A 23159-nucleotide genomic window follows, 5' to 3' on the forward strand; every position below is an offset into this window, starting at 1 on the left:
GAAAAATGAAATATTTATAAAATAAAAAGAGGGCTATAAAAGCCCTCTGTACTAATTGATTATAAAAGAATTAGATCAGTTCGATTGCGACCGCAGTTGCTTCACCACCGCCAATACATAGCGCAGCGATACCACGTTTACCGCCTGTACGTTTCAATGCATGAATCAAGGTCAAGATAATACGTGAACCTGTAGAACCAACCGGGTGACCGAGTGCACATGCACCACCGTTAATGTTGACTTTTTCAGGATCAAGCTTGAACTCATCCATTGGGCACATGGTGACCATAGCAAACGCTTCATTGATTTCCCAAAGGTCAACTTCCTCAGCTTTCCAGCCAGTTTTATCCAGAACTTTCTGAATAGCGCCAACAGGAGCAATCGTGAATTCAGATGGATGCTGAGAGTTTGAAGCATAAGCAATGATTTTAGCCAAAGGCGCTAAACCTTTAGCTGCTGCATTGTCGCTTGAAGTCAGTACAAGGGCAGAGGCACCGTCTGAAATTGAGCTGGCATTTGCCGCAGTGATCGTCCCGTCTTTTGCAAAAGCAGGACGTAAAGTTGGAATCTTGTCAATATTGGCATTGAAAGGTTGTTCGTCCTTATCAACGACCACATCACCTTTACGGGTGGAAACAGTGACTGGCACGATTTCATCAGCAAAGTAGCCTTCATTGACTGCAGTTTGAGCACGTTTCAGTGAACGGATTGCAAATTCATCCATCTGTTCACGTGTATAACCTTTGCTATTTGCCATATCTTGAGCAAATGAACCCATCAGGCGACCAGTTTCGGCATCTTCCAGGCCATCCAGGAACATATGGTCCTTGATTTCACCATGACCCATACGGAAACCGCCACGCGCTTTTGGCAATACGTATGGGGCATTGGTCATGGATTCCATACCACCTGCAACCACATAAGTTGCAGAACCTGCCTTAATCATATCTGCCGCTTGCATGACTGCTTTCATGCCTGAACCACATAATTTGTTGATGGTGACAGCACCGGTAGAATCAGGCAGACCTGCTTTACGCATCGCTTGACGGGCAGGGCCTTGTTTTAAACCTGCCGGGAGTACACAACCCATAATGACTTCTTCAATATCGGTTGGCTGCAAGCCTGAACGAGCAATCGCTTCTTTGATGGTGACAGCACCAAGTTCAGGTGCAGTAACGCTAGCCAAGCTGCCTTGAAAGCCGCCCATCGCCGTACGTGCGCCATTGACAATTACGATGTCAGTCATTGTTATATCTCCCTATAAGTTTTGATCATTTTTTCTCGAACCTAAGCAGTATATTGAAAAAAGTGCAGGATTAAAGTCCTAATCTGGATAAATCATAGACTCTAGGGTTTTATTAACAGGAGGCCAGATGTTCGATCCGTATATGTCCCATTTTATTCAAGACAATACGTTGTTGGGATGCAAGGTGAGTAGAACAATAATAAAAGCTGCCATTTGATCCAATCGGTAAAGCCGTCTGGGCTTGATAAGTTACGTTCGGTATACTTAAGGCACCTCGCCAACTCAGGTTACCGTATTTAAGATTAAGTTGTTCAATGTGTAAAATTTGTTCGTCATTGTCGACTTGACGATTACGGTTTTTATCAATAAATACCAGCAAATTTTTATTCCATTGGTTTGCTTGACAGGTTAATGAATCTTGACTGGGACAAATCACAATATTCTGGTGAAACACAGCTGCCTGGCTGCGTGCATAACGATTGGTTGCTGTAATTTTCATCGGAATATTTTTAGCTTCCTGCTTGAATAGATAGTCATGAAAGTAAGGCAAGGCAATTGTGACCACAATTGCCATAAGGGCAATACAGATAATTAACTCAACAATAGTGAACGCTCTTGTTATCTTTTTATACATAGAGTTACCTGATTTATATATTATTTTTATTTGAAACATGCTATTAATTGTGCGTTTTTTATGCTTAATTGAGCGAGTAAGAAATGCCTTACTCAAAATTCAAAAAGGCGCTTAAAAATAAATTGGCAATGACAATAGGCGATTCACAACAAAAAATTGAGTAAAAAATTACTGAATTACAACGGAAATTGTAAGTAATTTTGTCAATAATTTACTTGATTAGATTAATCAAGCACTTGGAAAAATAATAAAGTGTTTGTATGATGCGCAGTGAATAGCTTAAAAATAACACTGGGGTAAAAAAAGCCTATCTCAGAATGGCCTATTAGAAGGCTTGAGCTTGAACAACAATTGTTATCTCTGGAGGATAAATCCATGAAAATGAGTCGTATTGCTTTAGCAATGCTTGTAGCTGCTCCTTTTGCTGCTGCAAACGCAGGTGTAACTGTTACTCCATTAATGTTAGGTTATACTTGGCAAGACACCCAACACAACAATGGCGGTGATGATGGCGAACTAACAACTTCTGGTGAAATGGAAGATGATCTATTTGTTGGTGCTGCAATTGGTGTTGAACTAACTCCATGGTTAGGTTTTGAAGCTGAATATAGCCAAGTTAAAGGCGATATGCGAGATCTACCAGGTGCTGAATACAAAGGCCAGAACATTGCAGGTAATTTCTATGCAACTTCTGACGTATTTACTGGCAACTATGACAGCAAAATCAAGCCATATGCATTATTAGGTGCTGGTCACTATAAATATGAGTTTGATGGTGCTTCAGAAGCTGCTTTAGGTCGTACTGGTCGTGGTTTTGAAGAAGAAGGTACACTAGGTAATGCTGGTATCGGTGCATTCTGGCACATCAACGATGCTTTAGCGCTACGTACTGAAGCTCGTGGTACTTACCACTTCGACGAAAAATTCTGGAACTATACAGCACTTGCTGGTCTTAACGTAGTTCTAGGTGGTCGTTTGAAACCAGCTGCTGACGTTGTAGAAGTTGCTCCAGTTGAGCCAGTAGCTCCAGTTGCGCCAGCTCCACAAGAGTTGACTGAAGACCTGAACATGGAACTTCGCGTGTTCTTTGATACGAATAAATCAAACATCAAAGACCAATACAAACCAGAAATCGCGAAAGTTGCTGAGAAGCTAGTTGAATATCCAAACGCAACTGCTCGTATTGAAGGTCACACAGACAGCACTGGTCCACGTGCATTGAACGAACGTTTATCTCTAGCTCGTGCTAACTCTGTTAAATCTGCACTTGTTAACGAATACAACGTAGATGCATCTCGTTTGTCTACTCAAGGTTTCGCTTGGGATCAACCGATTGCTGACAACAACACTAAAGAAGGTCGTGCTATGAACCGTCGTGTATTCGCGACAATCACTGGTAGCCGTACTGTTCTAGCTGAACAACCAGTTGCTCAATAATTCGTTATTGAACACTGATTAAAAAAAGCGACTCTTTGAGTCGCTTTTTTTATGGCTGTTTTTTGCATACACTTGCTGCTCGAAACTGATTTTGAGTTAAAGCATGAGCATAGAACTCCCTGAAGACTTACAAAGTCTGGAAGCTAATAGTGGTATTTATGCGATCTGGATGATTTTTCATCATTATGGAGTGGATCTGCATATTCCTGATCTAGTGCAATTGACACAACATAATGATGAGATGGGAACTTCAAGTATTGCGCTCGCTGTTGCCCTCAAAACATTGGGACTCGATGTTGAGTTTTTTACAGAAACTGATCCCGATAAACAGCCGCTTGAAATCCAGTTTTATCAAAAAGCACAAGAACTCAAAGTGCCTGTTCATGAATATCCACTTTCTTATACAGATATTCAAAAATTAGTGGATAAAGGCCGTTTTGTAATTGTATTCTACGACACGCTGGAAGAGATGGGGAACCATTCATTAATTTATGAAATCAATGAAAAAGAAATCAGTTTCTTTGATAGTTTTGATGCTATGCCTATAGAAGTCTTCGAACAGCAGCGTCGAGTAGAAGGTATTTGTCAGCAAGTCATCGTGATTGATGACCGTAATTTTGTCATGCGTCATAGCTGATTTCAGAATATAAAAAAGCAGCCACTTGAGCTGCTTTTTTAATAAAGGTGAGATATTAGTCTTTTTCAATATTCATCGGTCGAACATCCATCTCCTGATAAGAAACCAGTTTGGTTTTATATTTCCACTTATAACCCAGCCAAATCACCAGGAATAATAAAATACCGATATAAGTAGAAAGAACAGCCAGCCACTCACCGTCTAGGACAGCTTGATAATTCTGACCTAATACGACAATTGAACAAAGAATGAAGGCAAACCAAGGTGCGAACGGGAAAAATTTAGCTCTATAGGCCAGACCTTCAAGTTGATAGCCTTGAGCCAGATAACCTTTACGGAAGCGGTAATGTGAGATTGCAATCCCAAGCCAGACAATGAAGCCACACATACCTGACATATTCAGCAACCAGTTAAACACTTCCTGCTCGCCAAAGAATGTGGTCAAGAAACATAGTGCCGCAATCGCTGTGGTCGCATACAGGGCATTCATCGGTACACCGCGTGGATCCAGATGGGCAAACAGCTTAGGCGCACTGCCTTTACGTGCCATATCAAACAGCATACGGGTCGAAGAATACATGCCTGAGTTACCTGCAGACAGAATCGCAGTCAAAATTACGGCATTCATCATGCTCGCTGCAAAAGCAAAACCTGCTTTCTCATACAATAAAGTGAATGGAGAAAGGGCAACGTCTTCTGTTGCAGCTGCCTGTAAGAGACGTGGATCATTATAAGCAACCAGTGTGCCGATAATGAAAATACACACGATATAGAACAGCAGGATTCGCCAGAAGATTTGCTTGATCGCGACAGGAATGGTTTTCTGCGGATCTTTAGATTCACCAGCGGCTACACCAACCATCTCGGTTCCCTGGAACGAGAATCCGGCAATCATGGCAACACCAATAAGGGCCTGGAAACCACCAACAAAAGGCGCTTCACCCACGCTCCAGTTTGCAAATGCTGAAGCACCCGGTGTGAGCATGATCTTGGCAATCATCCAGATTCCGATGATGATAAAGGCAATAATCGCCAGAACTTTCACTAATGAGAAGAAGAATTCTGATTCACCAAAACCTTTTACTGTGAGAGCGTTAATCCCAAAGATCACAGCGAGGAAGATCGCACTCCAGTAAAAGCCGGGAATATCAGGGAACCAGAATTTCATAATGAACTGTACGGCAACCAGTTCAAAGGCAACGGTGATCGCCCAGTTGTACCAGTAGTTCCAGCCTAAAGCGAAACCGAAACCACCTTCTACATATTTGGTTCCGTAGGTGAAAAATGCGCCCGAGGTTGGATTATGTGTCGCAAGTTCTCCCAGACTGGTCATCAAGAAATAAATCATTACGCCAATCAGGGCATAGGCGAGAAGTGCACCACCCGGGCCTGCGCTGGCAATGGTCGCACCTGAGGCCAGGAATAAACCTGTACCGATAGACCCGCCAATCGCGATCATATTGAGATGACGAGCACCAAGCTTACGCTGCAGCTGCACGCTGTTCTGAGTTTCGCTCATCATGATTCCTTAGCATTTTTTTGAGTGCTGGCGAAGAGCACTTTAAAACCTTGTTGATCAGTTTTGACTGTACATTGGCCAAAACTTTGTTCAATTAAAATTGGATAATTTAAGAAGCGGTTTGCCACAATCCACAATTCACCGCCAGACTTGAGATGACGACGCGAAGTCTTACATAGAGTTTCGCTAGCCGCATAGTTGGTTTGGATTCCCTGATGGAAAGGGGGATTGCTGACAATGGCATGTAAAAAGAGCGGTGCATCTTCAATACCTGACACAGCTTTAATTTCCAGCTGCTGAGGACTGAGCTGATTTTTCTCAAATGTCATTTGAGTAGAAGCCAAGGCAAAGGCATCTACGTCCAGAGCAAAAATACGGTTCTCAGGATTCAGTTTGGCTAAATAAGCACTGATCACACCTGCGCCACAGCCAAAGTCGGCAATCTTGCCTGAAGTCACTTGAGATAAATAGGGTAAGAACACCGCTGTTCCTACATCCAGATGATCCTGACTGAATACACCTGGAAGTGCACAAATCTGCAAATCACCTTTTGGTGTCGCCACTGTATAGGTCTGTGCCCAATCTGCCAACGCTTTTGCTTCGACCGTGTAGTCTAGAGTCAATTGCCACAATTGGCAATGTCGTGCGCTGTCGAGCTTGATGAGTTTACCATAAGCCTGTAGCTGCTTTGCTGCACGCTCTACACCACCTTTCTTTTCACCCACCAGGAAGACACTGCTGCCTTGTTTTAATCGGGCTGCAATATTGTGAATCAGATAATTCAATAATTCTTTTGATTTAGGTACGAAAATAACTGCCTGATCAAATTCTTGATCAGGAAATTCTACACCGAAATGAACCTGGGCCTGCTGTGACTGGAAATACTGAAAATCATTATAATTCCATGTCCAAACAAAGGGCTGGATAGATTCACCACATTCAGCAAGAAGCTCATCGGTCGGGGCATTCACCAGCAATACGCGACCAGACAAATAATCATATTGTCTTAATAAAACTTCGCTTTTAGGATCCATAGATCTCTCTCCAATAGAAAAAACACTGTCCGAGTCCAACTCAGACAGTGTTCTTTGGACATGAAATTACTTCTTTACTTCAGGAAGTACAATATTCAATACGAGGGCTGCAATACCACCTGTCGCAACACCGGAACTAAAGATGTTACGGAATAATTCAGGAAGATGTTCCAGAATCTGAGGCACTTGCGCAACACCCAAGCCAAGTGCAAGTGAGATTGCAATGATCAGCAGGGCACGACGGTCCAAGTGAATACCAGACAGGATATTAATCCCAGATGCAGCGACTGCACCGAACATCACCATCACTGCGCCACCAAGCACAGCCTGAGGAACGGCCTGAATCACACCGGCTACTGCTGGAAGTAGACCTAGAATCACAAGGAGTGCTGCGATCCAGATCCCGACATAACGGCTAGCTACACCAGTCAATTGAATCACACCATTATTTTGTGCGAAAACTGAGCTCGGGAAGGTATTAAATAATCCTGCAAGCAGGGAGTTGGCACCATTTACCAATACACCGCCTTTAATGCGATTCATCCAGGTTTGACCATCCACTGGCTGATTCGATAATTTTGATGTGGCTGTAATATCACCAATGGCTTCCAGTGAAGTCACCAGGTAAATGAATGACATTGGAATGAATAAGCTCCAAGAGAAGCTTAAACCAAAATGCATTGGGGTTGGAATCTGAACCAGAGGTGCATCTTTTAAACCATCAAAGTTGAGATGACCCATAAAGCCGGCAAGGATATAACCCACAACCAGTGCAATCAGAATTGCTGAGCTTTTTACCCAAGTGATGCGTACACGGTTCAGTAAAATAATTAATGCCAGAACGGTACATGACATGATCAGGTTATCTGCATTGGCGAAAGTTTTGTCGCCCATGGCTTGATAACCACCACCCATGCTGATCAGACCTTCTTTAATCAAGGTTAAACCAATCAATAGAACTACAATACCCGTTACTAGTGGAGTAATGAGTTTCTTCACCCACGGTAAAATGCGTGACACGCCCATTTCAATAAATGAACCTGCAATCACTACACCAAAGATCGAAGCCATCACCGCTTCTACCGGTGTGCCTGCAGCGACCATCGCTGAACCGATCCCGATGATCGGGCCAATAAAGTTAAAACTTGTACCCTGAACAATCAGCAAGCCTGCACCAAAGGGACCTACTTTCTTGGATTGTAAGAAAGTCGCAATCCCCGAAATCACCAAAGACATGGATAAGATCATGTTAGTGTCTTCTCTGGAGACTCCCAGCGCCAGACAAATGAGCAGGCCAGGGGTCACAATTGGGACAATAATGGCCAATAAATGCTGGAATGCGGCTAAAAATGCGATAAACGGTTTAGGATGATCTTCAAGGCCGTACACAAGGTCAAGTTGATCTTTAGAAGGAGGAGATTGATTAAAATCAGACATGTGTCAATGCAAATTAAGGCTGGGTGGCGCTATTCTAATCGAGTTACACGTCATTACAAAAGTAATTGGAAAAAAAATTGACGCTCTCTACAAACAGTCACTGTCAAAAGTTTGTATTTTTCTGTATAATTTGCCCTCAAATTTAAAACGTATCGAATTTACATGTCAGATATTAAAACTCTCCGTAACATTGCCATTATCGCGCACGTCGACCATGGTAAAACCACTCTTGTAGACAAACTTTTGCAACAATCAGGTGCTCTCGGTGATCGCGCGGGTGAGATCGAGCGTGTCATGGATTCGAATGCGTTAGAATCTGAACGTGGTATTACCATTCTTGCAAAAAACACTGCAATCAAGTGGTTAGATAAACGTACAGATACAGAATACCGTATTAACATCGTGGACACCCCGGGACACGCCGACTTCGGTGGTGAAGTTGAACGTGTAATGTCGATGGTTGACTGCGTACTGCTTCTTGTAGACTCACAAGAAGGTCCTATGCCACAAACTCGTTTCGTAACGCAAAAAGCGTTCGCGCGTGGTTTGAAACCAATCGTAATTATCAATAAAGTTGATAAACCAAGTGCGCGTCCAGACTGGGTAATCGATCAAGTATTCGACCTGTTCGACAACCTTGGCGGTACTGACGAACAGTTAGACTTCCCAGTAGTTTATGCTTCTGGTCTTCGTGGTGTTGCTGGTCCTTCTCCAGAAGAACTTGCTGATGACATGACTCCATTGTTCCAAACAATCGTAGACATCGTTGAGCCACCAGCAGTTGACGTTGACGGTCCATTCCAGATGCAAATTTCATCTTTGGACTATAACAGCTTCGTAGGTGTAATCGGTGTTGGTCGTATCCAGCGCGGTTCTGTAAAACTGAACACTCCTGTGACTGTGATCGACAAAGAAGGCAAAACCCGTAACGGCCGTATCTTGAAAATCATGGGTTACCATGGTCTAGAACGTGTTGACATTGAAGAAGCTTCTGCAGGTGATATCGTTTGTGTAACTGGTATCGATGCACTGAACATTTCAGATACAATCTGTGATCCTAAAAATGTTGAAGCGCTTCCAGCACTTTCTGTAGATGAACCGACTGTGTCTATGACTTTCCAGGTGAACAACTCCCCGTTCGCTGGTAAAGAAGGTAAATTCGTAACTTCACGTAATATCCGTGAGCGTCTTGACCGAGAATTGATCCACAACGTAGCACTTCGTGTTGAAGATACTGACAGTCCTGATCGTTTTAAAGTATCTGGTCGTGGTGAGCTTCACCTTTCTGTACTGATCGAAAACATGCGTCGTGAAGGCTTCGAGCTTGGTGTATCACGTCCGCAAGTGATCATGAAAGAAATCGACGGTCAAATGCAAGAACCGTACGAAAACGTAACGTTTGACGTTGAAGAACAGCACCAAGGTTCTGTAATGGAACAAATGGGTCACCGTAAAGGCGAAATGACCAATATGGAAGTTGACGGTAAAGGCCGTATCCGTATTGAAGCAACTGTTCCTTCACGTGGCTTGATCGGTTTCCGTTCTGAATTCATGACCATGACTTCTGGTACTGGTATTATGACTTCAAGCTTCTCGCACTACGGTCCTGCTAAACAAGGTACTGTTGCGAAACGTCAAAACGGTGTACTGATTTCTATGGTTCAAGGTACTTGTCTGGGCTATGCACTGTTCACACTTCAAGACCGTGGTCGACTGTTTGCTAAACCACAGTTAGAAGTTTATGAAGGTATGATCGTAGGTATCAACTCACGTTCTGACGACATGGTGGTTAACCCAACTAAAGCGAAACAGTTAACTAACGTACGTGCGTCTGGTACTGATGAAGCATTGACTCTTGTTCCAAACCTTGAATACACGCTAGAACAAGCGCTTGAATTCATTGAAGATGACGAGCTAGTTGAAGTAACACCTAAGTCAATCCGTATCCGTAAACGTTACCTGACTGAAAACGAACGTAAACGTAACCGTTCTAAATAAGACTAGTCACTCGTACGAAAAAAGCCGCTGAATCAGTTCAGCGGCTTTTTTATTGGGTAGAAATTACATACACTTAATAAATTAGTTTTAAATAGAAATCCCTAACTAATGTATAATCCATCACAAAATTGCATAAAAATACTGGTGACTTTATGAGCATTATTCAAGAATTTAAAGAATTTGCGGTAAAAGGCAATGTCATGGATCTCGCAGTGGGCGTGATCATTGGCGGTGCTTTCGGTAAAATTATCGATTCTATGGTGAAAGACATCATCATGCCTGTCGTGAGTTGGATCTTGGGTGGTGATGTTGATTACTCTAACTGGTTTGTCGTATTAGGTGATAATCCAAATAATGTGACCAATCTGGCTGCGGCACAGGCGGCAGGTCTAAATGTCTTTGCTTATGGTAATTTCCTGACCATTCTCATTAATTTCCTGTTATTGGCATGGGTGGTGTTCTGGTTGGTGAAACTGATGAACAAACTACGCCGTAAACAAGAAGCAGAACCAGAGCCAGAAGCTACTCCGGAAGATATTGCATTATTACGTGAAATCCGTGACGAGCTAAAAAAACGTCCTGAAGCTTAAGCTTTTCGAGTAAATAAAAAACGGCGCTGAGTGCGCCGTTTTTTATTGAATCCCTCCTTGCGAAGCAGTGCTTCTCACCTTTTTCAAAGGGGGACTCCTCCCTTTCTTAAATGGAGGTTAGGAGGGATTTATAAAATTAAAAATCCATCCGAAACTTGATTTCTACCAGATGAAAACCAAACTGACTTTTGACTGGGCCATGTAGAACATGTTCTGCAGCAGTAAAAACCAGTTTATCAATCACTGGAACGAGTTGGCCTTTTTTTACTTCACCGAGTTCACCACCACGTTTGGCAGAGTTACAGGTCGAATATTGTTTGGCAATTTTGGAAAAATCTGCACCTGCCAGAATCTTTTTCTTAAGCTGTTCGGCAGTATCTTTATCCTTAACCAGAATATGACGGACAATCGCGGTCTTCATGATTTCTTACCTCGTACAGCAACCATACGCTTAGGTGAAAGCTTGACCTTTTTTAGCGGCTGGCATTCAGGACAATAAACTGATGCACGCTGGCCGAGCTTGATATTTTGCAGTGTCGTTTCGCAGTTCACGCACATTTCTCCTGCACGGCCATAAGCCAGCAGCGTCTGCTGAAAATAACCATTTTCTCCCATGGCATTGGTATAGTCGCGTAAAGTAGAACCACCTAAGTCAATCGCCTGTTTCAAAATACGCTTAATCTCAACCACCAGTTTTTCAATCTGTTCGAAACTCAAACTTGAGGCTGGCTGGGCCGGATGAATACCCATATTGAACAGGCTTTCAGTTGCATAGATATTGCCTACGCCGACCACGACATGGTTATCCATAATTGCAACTTTGGTGCCAACGTTTTTATTTTTTAGTTTTTCAAATAGATATTCGGCATTAAAAGCATCGCTTAATGGCTCCGGCCCAAGCGTATCAATCAGTTTGCTTTGTGATTGAGCATTTAACCAGAGAATACAGCCGAAACGGCGCGGGTCATGGTAACGCAGCTGGATCTCTTCAAACTGAATAATCAGATGATCATGCTTGCGCAATTCTTCATTGGTTTCACACAAGCGAAAGCTGCCTGACATACCCAGATGCCAGAGCATCGTATCCTGTTCAAATTGCGCCAAAATATATTTGGAGCGACGCGTAAGCTGAATCAGGCGTTGTCCTTGCAGACGCGCGAGATCATCAGGAATTGGCCAACGTAAACTAGGCTGACGCACTTCAACTTTTAGCACTTGCTGATTAAGAAGGGGAAGGAGGCTGGTTTTGGTGGTTTCAACTTCGGGTAATTCAGGCATAACACTTAGCAGCTAATATCATGAGGCTAATATTGGGCGTTTTAAGTCTGAATGCAAGTCCTGTTTGAATAGAAGTTATGAGCAGGGCATTCAAAAATATTTTAACAATTGGTTAAAAAATAAACTTTAATATTGAGATGGTTTTAGATTCAAATAATAAAAACAGGAAATATATTGGTTGATTTTTAGTATTTAACTTACTGAAAAATATAAAATATGTAAATTTATTGTTATATAAAATATCTTTTCTTATAACTTAAAGTTTTACTAATAATAAAAAAAATGCTGAGTTTTTAAGTGAAAAGTTATGTAACGTTCTGTATCAAGTCACACAGGGCATGCATCAGGTTGCGTTTACTCTCTCTATATGTTTAGGTTTTATATGAAAAAGTTAAGTCTAGCTTTATTGCCATTGATGGCAGCCATGACCTCTGCGCAGGCTGAGTCTGCATTTGATTCTCAAGGGCAGTACCTATTAGGCGACTGGAATGGAAAACGTACTGAACTTGCTCAACAAGGCATCAAGTTTGAAGCAAACTTGCTGACAGATACAGCGTATCTGGCTGATGGCGGCCGTAATGAAGGAGCTGATCCTTTAACTTCAGCACAGTTATGGTTAGGTACACAGTTAGACATGGAAAAACTGGCTGGCTGGGATGGCGTAACTGTTCGTGCAGTTGCGACTGCGCGTCAGGGACAAAGTACATCGGTACGTGATTTACAAGGTGATGCAGCTCAATGGGCCAATGTTCAAGGAACATTTGGTCGTGGTAATCAGGACAGCCGTTTAACCGAACTTTCAATTGAAAAGAACTATAAGGAACAAGGCCTGAGTATTAAAGCTGGTCGTCTGGGTCTGGGTATGGACTTCAACGTGATGGCTTGTGATTTTGCCAGTACAGCATTTTGTGCTGCGCAGATGGGCAAATGGCAAGGCAATATCTGGATGAATACCCCAGTCGCACAATGGGGTGCACGTGTAAAACAGCAGCTAAACCCTGACGTTGCTGTACAAGTCGGTGTTTATGAATTTAATCCAGATAACGGCAATGGTGCTAAAGAAGGTCACGGCTGGAGTCTTGATACCGACAATGCTGATGGCGTGACGATTCCTGCAGAAGTAATCTGGACACCAAAATCATTAGTAAATGGTTTGCCTGGCAGCTATCGTGTAGGCGGTATGTATAACACTGCTGATGATGTGGCCAACCAGAAAGATGTTGCGACAGGTGAAGGAAAAAACCGCACCTTTGCGGGCTGGTTAGCTGTAGAGCAGCAGTTGACTTCAACAGGTAATGGCCGTCAGGGCTTACACTCATTCGCTAACTTTACCTGGCATGACCGTGATACCAATAAAGTAGATAATTCACAACAGTTGGGTCTGAAATATATTGGTCTGGTGGATAGCCAGCCAAATGATATTTTGGGTCTGGCAGTTAACCGCGTACATGTAAATGACCGCTTTGCAGATTCACGTCCAGTATATGATGCGAGTGCCGAATACAATATCGAACTCAACTACAGCTATAACGCAACAAAATGGCTGATGTTACGTCCAAACCTGCAATACGTTATAAATCCGGGGTCTAGCAACAAAGTCGATAATGCATTGGTGTTAGGTTTGACTACACGAGTGATCTTCTAAAAAGAATTTAATCACGTTATAAATAAACAGGCTCATCAGAGCCTGTTTTTTATTTTTTAGTAAAAAGTTCTGAAAAGCCACTTCACAAAAAGAGGGAATACCGCGTGTCACTACTATTTCAGTCGGTTCAGTTTGGATCATTGCAACTTAAAAATAAAATTGTGATTGCCCCGATGTGTCAGTACTCTGCAACCGTGCAAGGTGAAATCACTTACTGGCATGAACAACAATGGGCCAATTATGCCTTATCCGGTGCAGGTCTTTGCATTGTGGAAGCCACCGCTGTACAGCCTGAAGGGCGTATCAGTTATGCCGATTTAGGGCTTTGGAATGATCAGCAAGCCAGTCAGATCAAAACCTTATTGCAAAAGGTCAAGTCAATTTCTCCTATGCCTTTTGCCATACAGCTTGCACATGCAGGCCGTAAAGCTTCTACAGATAAACCTTGGGGTGGCAAAGGGCAGTTTGCCCCAGATCATGCACTCGGTTGGCAAACTGTCTCTGCCAGTGATATTCCTTTCCAGGCTCATGAACATCCACCTAAGTCTTTAAGTGTTGATGAAATCCAACAAGTGATTCAGGATTTTGCTGCCAGTGCAAAGCGAGCGGTTGAAGCAGGCTTTGAACTGATTGAACTACATGGAGCACATGGTTATTTGCTGCATCAGTTTATGTCACCGTTATCGAATCATCGTCAGGATCAATATGGCGGTTCATTTGAAAACCGTATTCGTCTGACGCTTGAAGTATTTGAAGCAATTAAAGCTGCAGTACCAGAAGGTTTTCCAATTGGTGTTCGTATCTCAGCAACAGACTGGATGGATGGCGTAGAAAGTTGGGATGTAAAATCTTCAGTTGAACTATCCAAAGCTCTGGAGAAACTGGGTGCAGTCTATATTCATGTGTCGAGTGCAGGTTTACATGTCGACCAGAAAATTGATGTGCATCCAAATTATCAGGTCCCTTTTGCTGAAGCGATTAAAAAGGACGTAAATATTCCAGTCATTGCAGTGGGTCTAATTACCGATGCACAGCAGGCAGAAGGCATACTGGAGTATAAACAGGCTGATGCGATCGCGATTGCACGTGCCTTGCTTTATGATCCACGCTGGCCTTGGCATGCTGCAGTAACGCTGGATGAAAAAATAGCAATTTCTCCACAATATTTACGTTCTGCACCGCATGGCTTAAATCAGTTGTTTGAATCGTTTTAAGGCCATTTTTTCTTAGAAAGGCTTATAATAACGCATCTCAAACAACAGGACATTTCATATGATTATTGCGGTAATTGTGCCTATATTTTTATTGTTGGCACTAGGTTACCTGAGTGTGAGATGTCAAATTCTAAAAAAAGAACAGGTTGAAATGGTAGGGGCCTTTGTCATCAAAGTGGCCTTACCGTTACTGTTCTTTCAGTTTCTAGCCTCTAAAGATCTGCATGAAATCTGGTATTTTGAATACTTTGCGATCTATACCTCTGTCACTTTATTACTTTATGGTTTCAGCTTCTGGCTGATGCGCCGTCAGTTCAAGAATACCTCTTCGCATAGTGCTGTTCTGTCCTTGGGCGCAGCGATGTCCAATACCGGATTGATTGGTACAGCAGTACTCACTTTATTGGTGGGACAGCATGCGATGACCTATACCTCATTGGTGGTCATTATTGAAAGCATGATTCTGATTCCGATGGTCTTAATCTTGGCTGCACTCGGTACCCAACATCAAGCCAATCTGGGGAGTCTTGTGAAAAGTGCTATTCTGATGCTGTTTAAGAACCCTTTATTTATGGGGGTAATGCTGGGTATGGCCTGTGCGATTTTTGAAATTCGCCTGCCAATTTATCTGGATCAGGTCTTTGCCATGATTGGACAGACTGCCTCACCTTTGGCGCTGTTCGCGATTGGTGGCGGAATCGTGGGCATGAGTCTGAAATATGTGAATCTGCAAAGCTTCTATTTGGTATTTTCTAGCAATATCCTGATGCCGATCCTGATGTATCTGGGCCTGAGTCGATTGACTCATTTAAGTCAGGAAATGATCTATGCGGGTACCTTGATCGCAGCCCTACCTATGCCAACGATTTTTGGTATGTTAGGGCAGGCGTACGGCCTCAATGAGCGGACTCTAACGCCATTATTAATGAGTACCCTTGCAGGTTTTGTGGTTGCCAGTGGACTTATTACTTTGTGGTGGAGTTAACCAAGCTGGCTTATAAATCTATAGCCCATAAAAAAGCTCCAACAGGAGCTTTTTTATTTTGATAAAATTTGATTAACTTTTTTTGGCAGGTGCTTTTTTCTGCTCGGCAATCATTTTATCCACTGCTGCTAGAGATTCTCTGGCCTTAGGAATATTTTCCTGTGCTAGGGCTGCAAAGATCTTTTTCGCTTCAGGTAGGTTTTGCGGAACAATACTACCGTTGGCAAACATATTGCCAATCGCCATCAGGGCAGGGATATAGCCTTTTTTCGCCAGATCCTGAATACTGCTCAAGCCTTGCTGGATCGGCTTTTCATTCTTGGTTTTAAAGCCGTTGCTGATGTCATATAAGGCTTTGGCATGAATGGCCGGCATATTACCCTTGCTAATAAGAGGCTGTAATTTTTTCAAAGCCTGCTGGTCAGAAGCTGTTGTTCCTTCAGCAAATAAAAGTATAGCCAGATCTACCGTCGCTTCATCAAAATTGGCTGCCGATGCGCGTTCTAGGTATTGCTTGGCTTTGCCCAAATCCTGCTTAAGACCTAAAGTACCACCAGTATAATTCTTGCCCAGTACATAGTTGGCCACCGGATAACCTTTGCTGGCAGCCTGTTCATATAGTTGGATGGCCTTTTTTTCATCCTTGGCCGTGCCTTGGCCAGTTTGCGTTAAATAGCCTAAGTTATATATGGCTTGTGCATTTCCCTGGCTGGCCAATTTGCTTAAAGCATCGTAGGCACCCTTGAAATTCTTAGCATTCACCATCTCTTCAATTTTGGCAAATTGAGGATCAACTGGGGCATTTGAAGTGGTTGCGAGGGCAAATTGGCTGGACACAGCAAGAATTGCAGCAAGTACTAATTTTTTCATTGTTCCGATAACCTTAATTTTTCTAACACCTAATTCCATGGTGCGATTTTTGTCGTTTTCATCTACATCATAAGACGATTTCAGGCTTTGTAAATACTGAATATGTGACTAATTACAAATTATTTGAGAATCATAAAGGAGATGAATCAATAAAAGCGTGCTCGGTTTAAGGTGTGTTTTATTTAGTCAATCTTTGTCTATTTAATTGTTTAGCCTAATAAAAATAAAAAAGCCAGAATTGAATTCTGGCTTTTGCATCAAGAGAACAGTTAGTTATTGTGGACGTGCTACATCACCACTTAAAGCTTCAGGTAATTCCAGAACTTGTACATCCAGCTCAGCCAATGCTTCAGGTTTGGCAACCACTAAAGCCTGATAACCCTGATCTGTACCAATACTATTGACCACTTCGATGTCATTGTGCAGCTTGGTCGCAACAGCAGGTGCTTCACCTGTACCTTTAATCAAATGCAACCAGTGTTTTGGCTTAGCTTTAAACCATAAACGTGCAATCACTTCCTGACCCAGATAACAGCCTTTGTCATAGTGAATGCCTTCACGTTGATGCAGACGCAATTCCTGTGGCTGGAACAGGGTCGCAGTAGCTGCCTGAATCCAGGCCTGACCTGAGGTAATGGCTTGCTGTTGCCAAAGGATAATATCCGTTTCAGTTTCAAAAAAATCAGTCTGGATATCATTGATAACTGGATAAACCGGGCCAACCTGTTCCAGTTTCATTTTTGAAAAAGCGCCAAACTTTTTAATATGGCTGGCCAGTTCTGCTGCCTGATCTTCAGGGCTGACAATTTCAAAGCTTTGCGGATTAATTTTTTTCAACCAGATACCGAACTGGATACGTCCTTTCAAGCTACAGATCGCTGTATAGCGAGTCAGGTTTTCAGCCAGTGTTTCGACATTTAAAGTGACTTGACCCTGAAGGAATTTTTGCGCATCTACTCCATTCAGCGTAAATAAGGTAAAAGCAGGAGATGTTGCCATGATCAGCCTCAGTTTGAATACTCAAAATCAATCAAGCTATTGTGCAGCAAGCATTTAATAGAGGCAAACAAAAAAGCCAACAATCGGGATCGTTGGCCTTTTCAGGAGTGTCTAATTAGTGATGATGAGATGAGGTTGGCAGAGGTGAATCACAAGGGAATTTGCCTCCACAGACCCGCACCGTTTCCATCATGCCCTGATCTTCATGATCGAGGATATGACAGTGCTGTACAAAATCGCCTTCAAATTTCTTGTAGTGGCTTCGAAGAATAAATTTATAGTTCGCTTTGATAAACAGGGTATCCTTGAATTGTCCTTTCATGCCACGATATTGCACATCATCTGTATCATTATCATCAGGTGCTAATTCACTCACATCTACTTCTTTGGATTCGCCATTAGAACCAGTGACAGTTTTTAAGATTTTAACAATCTGGAATGGATTAACATGAATATGGAAAGGGTGGCCACCAAAAGCTTCGGTCGTCAGTTCCCATTCATCCGTCTGCCCAATTTGTAACTGACGTACATATTCACGATCCGGATCTTTGGCATGTGTCCGACCGACTGATCCTTCGCCATCAAATGCATCTCCAAAACTGAGTAAGTCACCATTTTCTTTATGGCGGAAGCCAAATTTAAGGCCATTTGCGAAAGCCAGTTCAAATTTACTGTACTGTTTTGGTCTGGAAGCGACCAGCTTGTCAATTGCCGGAGTCATCAATGACGGATGATCAGTAAAGGCAGTAAGATCAAGTTTGGATAACTGAGTCTGAATTTCTTTGCTTAAACCAATTTTTTTAGCTCGCTCTTGTAGGAACTGGGCAGGAGTCTGTGCTTTTGTCTTACTTGCCTGTACATTGACCCATCCCAGTAGTTGAGCATTGAAAGGATGGTTCGGAGCTAGTTGAGGAGTAATTTGACCCGTTGGGATCGGTGCATTCACTTCATCCTCAATATTTAATTTGGAGTCATAAATGCAGTATTTGTTGGTGGTTGGGAAGGTGACCATTGCATCATGACGATAACCAGGCTGGAACACAGACAGTGTTCTGCGCTGTACCTGAGTCATGGTCAAACCATCTTGAGCAATCGTATAAACCGGTAAGCTTTTTAAACTTTCATTAAACTCTTTTGGATCTGCTTCCTGATATGCCAGACAGGCTTTAAGGGTGTCTGCGGCGCTAAATTTACTGGAGTTTGGCAGTTCTTTAATAATCAAACCAATGGTGTCGCGTACACCACCATGAATCATGCGCCAGCGATTAAATGCATTCTGTTCAACTTTAATCTCTCCTAAAACTTTACCATTGATAGACGTATAAAAGTTCTGGCCGGCCCAAGAGCTAGGATTAGCGATATCTGTATAATCTTCCAGTAATCCTAAGCCTTTACCTTCGCAATTGTTAGGAATATCGAATTTTACATCCGGGTCAGGGTTAGAGCATCGATATTGAATTTGCTGGAACAACAGGATTTTTTCATTTGGATAGCTATTTTTTTCTTTCCATAAAATGTCCATATCGCCTGTTTCAGTAACTTTGCCATTTTTTACTTTTGGCGTTCTTGAGCCTTCTACAATTAATGGGCCTGCCATACCGCTCGATACCTGAATAGCCGTTGAGCCATGCAGATGGGCATGATACCAGTAGGTTCCTGCCGGATGATTCGGCTCCATTTTGTACTGATAGTCAAATTTTTCCTGAGGTTTAAATTTCAGGAAAACATTATCGCTGTTGCCTTGAGGGCTTACCCAGAAGCCATGGGTATGCAAGTTAGTAGTATTAAAGCAATGTGGATCGTTCACATTATCCACTTTGTCTGGGCAGGTGGCTTTCTGTTCAGGTGGAAGCTGGTTATTTAGGTTAATTTTCAGGGTTTCACCTTGTTTGACCCGGATTTGTGGACCAACTAAAAGGTCTTCAACAGACTCTCCAGCATTTTTCTTGTTAAACAAGCTGGCATTAGTGAGATAACCTCTGACGAACAGTTGATCCCAGGTACTATTTCTCGGATTGTAAATCTTTCCGGTTTTATAAGCGACGATCAGTTCATGGGTGCCTTTGGAATTTTTTTGCAATAGTGGCGGATTGCTAATCAATGTATCAGGTGTTGTTGGAGAAGGTTGTGGGTTGTTGGGATTATTGGGAGTGGTTGGTGGGTTAGGGTTATTGGGAGTTGGCGGTTTAGGATTGGAAGGATTTTTACCTCCATTCCAGCTTGCTGCCAGTACAGCGATCACTGCAGCAACGATACCAATAATGGCGAGTTGTATCATTGTAATCACCCTTATGTGCTTTTGTGATAAGTGTTGTTGTGAAGTAATTCGAGGGTAGATTTACAAAGTTGAGATACAGACTGTTATCACCAAATTAGGGGGAGGGCGACAGATGGTAGGCTGAAATGACGTGTATAAAGTATTTTAGAAAGGAATGTACTTCATAAGCCCCTGTTTATGCATAAATGCCTTATAAATATTTAACGTATTTCTAAAATTGTAAGAAAGTCTTAAAAAATATATGGAATTGAGAATGTAACTTATTTCGGGTTATGTCTTAACCTGAAAAAATGATTTTTTCGCCTAAACTCATCGAGCCATATCTGCAATGAAATTTACTATTTCTGGTTAAGAGCTACGCTTAACACTGAAATAGAAAACATAGATTCAGCTTTTTATTAAATGAGCTATTTCTAAAATTGAAAGATTCTAAGCTTTAATTTCATATGAAATTTATCCTTAAACTCATTCCAAGAAATTGATTATTTTTCATACTTTTATCAACATCTCATACTAAAGAATGAGACAGATTTAGGCCTATTTTTCAGAAAAAATGCAATTTAGAGTCAAAATTCTAAAGTATGAGTTATAAATTTCGGTAAAAATACCATTTTTAGTATTTAAGCTTTTGAAAATCATAAGATTTGGGAAATGGACTTTCGACAGCGTACAATGCCTTTATTAAAAAACAAGTCATCAAGATATTTTGATGAATAAAAAGAGTAATGAAAGAGGGCAGGCAAGCTATGAACAATAACTACCGGAAACCGCTGCAAGGTACCCAGCTGGAATATTATGACGTGCGACAAGCCGTAGAAGATATTCAGCCAGGCACATATGCCAAACTTCCTTATACATCTAAAGTGCTGGCCGAGCAGCTGGTACGCCGTTGCGAGCCTACGATTTTAGAACAGTCTTTACGCCAATTGATTGAGCGTAAACAGGAACATGATTTTCCTTGGTATCCGGCGCGTGTAGTGTGTCATGACATCTTAGGGCAAACAGCACTGGTCGATCTTGCCGGTCTGCGTGATGCGATTGCCGATCAGGGCGGTGATCCCTCTAAAGTTAATCCAGTGGTTCCAACCCAGCTGATTGTCGATCACTCATTAGCAGTAGAATACGGCGGCTTTGACCCAGATGCATTTGAGAAAAACCGTGCAGTAGAAGACCGCCGTAATGAAGACCGTTTCCATTTTATTGAATGGACCAAAACTGCGTTCGAAAATGTCGATGTGATTCCTGCTGGTAATGGCATCATGCACCAGATCAATCTGGAAAAAATGTCACCGGTGATTCAGAACCGTGATGGCGTGGCATGCCCAGATACTTGTGTCGGCACAGACTCTCATACCCCACATACCGATGCATTGGGTGTGATTTCTGTTGGTGTGGGTGGTCTGGAAGCTGAAAATGTGATGCTGGGCCGTGCATCGTGGATGCGTCTGCCGGACATTATCGGTGTCGAACTGGTAGGACAACGTCAGCCGGGCATTACCGCAACCGATATCGTACTGGCTTTAACTGAATTCCTGCGTAAGGAACGTGTGGTTGGTGCTTATCTGGAATTCTTCGGTGAAGGCGCAGACAGCATGTCAGTCGGTGACCGTGCCACGATTTCCAATATGACACCGGAATATGGCGCAACTGCGGCCATGTTCTATATCGATCAAAACACCATCGATTATTTGACTCTGACTGGTCGTGAATCTGAACAGGTTAAACTGGTTGAAACCTATGCGAAAGAGATTGGTCTGTGGTCATCAGAAATGACGCAGGCAGAATATCCGCGTGTACTGCGTTTTGACTTGTCTACCGTAACTCGTAACATAGCGGGTCCATCGAATCCGCATGCACGTGTATCAACATCTGACCTGAAAGAAAAAGGCATTGCAGGTGTGGTAGAAAACCGTACTGATGGCTTAATGCCAGATGGTGCAATCATCATCGCGGCGATTACCTCGTGTACCAATACGTCTAACCCGCGTAATACCGTGGCAGCAGGTTTGTTGGCACGTAAGGCCAATGAGCTTGGCCTGGTGCGTAAACCTTGGGTGAAATCTTCTTTTGCTCCGGGTTCTAAAGCGGCTGCATTGTACTTGGAAGAGGCAGGTGTACTGAAGGATCTGGAAAAACTAGGCTTTGGTATCGTGGCGTATGCATGTACCACCTGTAACGGCATGTCGGGTGCGCTTGATCCGAAAATTCAGCAGGAAATTATAGACCGTGACCTGTACGCGACAGCGGTATTGTCTGGTAACCGTAACTTCGATGGCCGTATCCATCCTTATGCGAAGCAAGCCTTCTTGGCATCTCCACCGCTTGTTGTGGCTTATGCGATTGCCGGTACGATCCGCTTTGACATCGAGAAAGATGCCCTAGGCACAGACAAAGATGGCAATCCGATTTACTTGAAAGACATCTGGCCATCGGATGAAGAAATTGATGCTTTGGTGAAAGAGTCCGTGAAGCCAGAACAGTTCAAGAAAGTTTATATTCCGATGTTTGATCTAGGTGAGCGTGAGAAAGCTGCAAGTCCGCTGTATGACTGGCGTCCGCAAAGTACCTATATCCGCCGTCCGCCATATTGGGAAGGAGCTTTGGCTGCACCACGTACCCTTGCGAATATGCGTCCTTTAGCAATCCTTGGCGATAACATCACTACCGATCATTTATCTCCATCAAACGCGATTGTGTTGGATTCAGCAGCGGGTCAATATCTGGCGAAAATGGGTGTGCCTGAGGAAGACTTCAACTCTTATGCAACGCACCGTGGCGATCACCTGACTGCACAGCGTGCAACTCTAGCAAATCCAAAGCTGTATAACGAAATGGTGGTACGTTCTGACGGCACCATCAAACAAGGTTCTAAAGCGCGTGTAGAGCCGGAAGGTGAAGTGATGCGTATGTGGGAAGCGATTGAAACCTACATGAACCGTAAGCAACCGCTCATCATTGTTGCAGGTAAAGATTATGGTCAGGGTTCAAGCCGTGATTGGGCAGCAAAAGGTGTGCGTCTGGCAGGTGTAGAAGCGATTGTGGCTGAAGGTTTTGAGCGTATTCACCGGACAAACTTGGTCGGTATGGGTGTTCTTCCGCTTGAGTTTAAGCCGGGTACAGATCGTAAAACTTTGAAGCTGGATGGTACTGAACTGTATAGCGTAATTGGTAATATTGCGCCTCGTTCGACTTTAATTCTGGTGATTGAGCGTGCGACTGAAGATGGTAAGAAACAGACCATTGAAGTGCCGGTAACTTGCCGTCTGGATACTGAAGAAGAAGTTTCTGTCTATGAAGCGGGTGGAGTATTACAACGTTTTGCACAGGATTTCTTGGAAGGTTCAATTGCTTAAAATTT

At 42.9% G+C, this 23159-nt stretch carries 18 protein-coding genes; 8 read left to right on the forward strand and 10 right to left on the reverse strand.

Annotated features, from left to right (window positions below; all coding sequences use genetic code 11):
* Positions 1-70: 70 nt before the first annotated feature.
* Together RJ01_RS11110 and RJ01_RS11115 are read right to left on the reverse strand one after the other, a co-directional pair.
* Entirely contained in the window at positions 71-1246 is a 1176-nt protein-coding gene (locus RJ01_RS11110) for an acetyl-CoA C-acyltransferase (protein WP_034171111.1), read from the reverse strand.
* A gap of 112 nt (positions 1247-1358) precedes the next feature.
* Entirely contained in the window at positions 1359-1880 is a 522-nt protein-coding gene (locus RJ01_RS11115) for a GspH/FimT family pseudopilin (protein WP_034171112.1), read from the reverse strand.
* A gap of 375 nt (positions 1881-2255) precedes the next feature.
* Between RJ01_RS11115 and omp38 the strand changes: the two genes are divergently transcribed.
* Both omp38 and RJ01_RS11125 read left to right on the forward strand, forming a co-directional pair.
* Positions 2256-3317 carry an outer membrane protein Omp38 gene (gene omp38 / locus RJ01_RS11120; protein WP_005237141.1) on the forward strand — a complete coding sequence of 354 codons (1062 nt, stop codon included), beginning with the start codon at positions 2256-2258 and terminating at the stop codon, positions 3315-3317.
* A 103-nt stretch (positions 3318-3420) separates the two neighbouring features.
* Positions 3421-3954, forward strand: coding sequence for a cysteine peptidase family C39 domain-containing protein (locus RJ01_RS11125; protein WP_034171113.1), 534 nt, complete (start codon positions 3421-3423; stop codon positions 3952-3954).
* Positions 3955-4009: 55 nt separating this feature from the next.
* Here RJ01_RS11125 and RJ01_RS11130 read toward each other — a convergent pair whose 3' ends face one another.
* The 3 genes from RJ01_RS11130 to RJ01_RS11140 all read right to left on the reverse strand — a co-directional run bounded on the left by RJ01_RS11130 (position 4010) and on the right by RJ01_RS11140 (position 7944).
* On the reverse strand, positions 4010-5473 hold the full coding sequence (locus RJ01_RS11130) for an amino acid permease (protein WP_034171114.1): 1464 nt from the start codon (positions 5471-5473) through the stop codon (positions 4010-4012).
* A complete protein-coding gene (locus RJ01_RS11135) occupies positions 5473-6507 on the reverse strand; it encodes a methyltransferase (protein WP_034171115.1) in 1035 nt (344 codons plus the stop codon). Before RJ01_RS11135 ends, RJ01_RS11130 begins: the two co-directional genes overlap by 1 nt.
* A 66-nt stretch (positions 6508-6573) precedes the next feature.
* Positions 6574-7944 carry a uracil-xanthine permease family protein gene (locus tag RJ01_RS11140; RefSeq protein ID WP_034171116.1) on the reverse strand — a complete coding sequence of 457 codons (1371 nt, stop codon included), beginning with the start codon at positions 7942-7944 and terminating at the stop codon, positions 6574-6576.
* Positions 7945-8106: 162 nt separating this feature from the next.
* Here RJ01_RS11140 and typA point away from each other — a divergent pair, with 162 nt between their 5' ends.
* Both typA and mscL read left to right on the forward strand, forming a co-directional pair.
* On the forward strand, positions 8107-9942 hold the full coding sequence (typA, locus tag RJ01_RS11145; protein WP_004785176.1) for a translational GTPase TypA: 1836 nt from the start codon (positions 8107-8109) through the stop codon (positions 9940-9942).
* Positions 9943-10094: 152 nt separating this feature from the next.
* A complete protein-coding gene (gene mscL, locus RJ01_RS11150) occupies positions 10095-10532 on the forward strand; it encodes a large conductance mechanosensitive channel protein MscL (RefSeq protein WP_005237137.1) in 438 nt (145 codons plus the stop codon).
* A gap of 136 nt (positions 10533-10668) precedes the next feature.
* Here the strand turns inward: mscL and RJ01_RS11155 are convergent, their stop codons facing one another.
* Positions 10669-10953, reverse strand: a complete 285-nt coding sequence (locus tag RJ01_RS11155; protein ID WP_005237136.1) for a peptidylprolyl isomerase — start codon at positions 10951-10953, stop codon at positions 10669-10671.
* The gene (gene mutM / locus RJ01_RS11160; protein WP_034171117.1) at positions 10950-11810 is read right to left on the reverse strand and encodes a bifunctional DNA-formamidopyrimidine glycosylase/DNA-(apurinic or apyrimidinic site) lyase; all 861 of its coding nucleotides are present in this window, start codon (positions 11808-11810) and stop codon (positions 10950-10952) included. Before mutM ends, RJ01_RS11155 begins: the two co-directional genes overlap by 4 nt.
* A 382-nt stretch (positions 11811-12192) precedes the next feature.
* Here mutM and RJ01_RS11165 point away from each other — a divergent pair, with 382 nt between their 5' ends.
* The 3 genes from RJ01_RS11165 to RJ01_RS11175 all read left to right on the forward strand — a co-directional run bounded on the left by RJ01_RS11165 (position 12193) and on the right by RJ01_RS11175 (position 15654).
* Positions 12193-13455 carry a carbohydrate porin gene (locus RJ01_RS11165; protein WP_034171118.1) on the forward strand — a complete coding sequence of 421 codons (1263 nt, stop codon included), beginning with the start codon at positions 12193-12195 and terminating at the stop codon, positions 13453-13455.
* Positions 13456-13559: 104 nt separating this feature from the next.
* Positions 13560-14669: an NADH:flavin oxidoreductase/NADH oxidase gene (locus RJ01_RS11170; protein WP_034171119.1), complete on the forward strand. Its 1110-nt coding sequence runs from the start codon at positions 13560-13562 to the stop codon at positions 14667-14669.
* Between the two features lie 58 nt (positions 14670-14727).
* Complete coding sequence (locus RJ01_RS11175) at positions 14728-15654, forward strand: AEC family transporter (RefSeq protein WP_034171120.1); 927 nt, start codon at positions 14728-14730, stop codon at positions 15652-15654.
* A gap of 72 nt (positions 15655-15726) precedes the next feature.
* Here the strand turns inward: RJ01_RS11175 and RJ01_RS11180 are convergent, their stop codons facing one another.
* The 3 genes from RJ01_RS11180 to RJ01_RS11190 form a co-directional block, all read right to left on the reverse strand.
* Positions 15727-16524, reverse strand: a complete 798-nt coding sequence (locus RJ01_RS11180; protein ID WP_034171121.1) for a tetratricopeptide repeat protein — start codon at positions 16522-16524, stop codon at positions 15727-15729.
* A 273-nt stretch (positions 16525-16797) separates the two neighbouring features.
* Entirely contained in the window at positions 16798-17523 is a 726-nt protein-coding gene (locus RJ01_RS11185; RefSeq protein ID WP_034171122.1) for a folate-binding protein YgfZ, read from the reverse strand.
* A gap of 115 nt (positions 17524-17638) precedes the next feature.
* On the reverse strand, positions 17639-19801 hold the full coding sequence (locus RJ01_RS11190; protein ID WP_034171123.1) for a multicopper oxidase family protein: 2163 nt from the start codon (positions 19799-19801) through the stop codon (positions 17639-17641).
* A gap of 746 nt (positions 19802-20547) precedes the next feature.
* Between RJ01_RS11190 and acnD the strand changes: the two genes are divergently transcribed.
* Positions 20548-23154, forward strand: a complete 2607-nt coding sequence (acnD, locus tag RJ01_RS11195) for a Fe/S-dependent 2-methylisocitrate dehydratase AcnD (protein WP_034171124.1) — start codon at positions 20548-20550, stop codon at positions 23152-23154.
* The last annotated feature ends 5 nt before the right edge of the window (positions 23155-23159 follow it).

This window comes from Acinetobacter sp. YZS-X1-1 (genome assembly GCF_000804305.1).
GTDB lineage: Bacteria > Pseudomonadota > Gammaproteobacteria > Pseudomonadales > Moraxellaceae > Acinetobacter > Acinetobacter variabilis.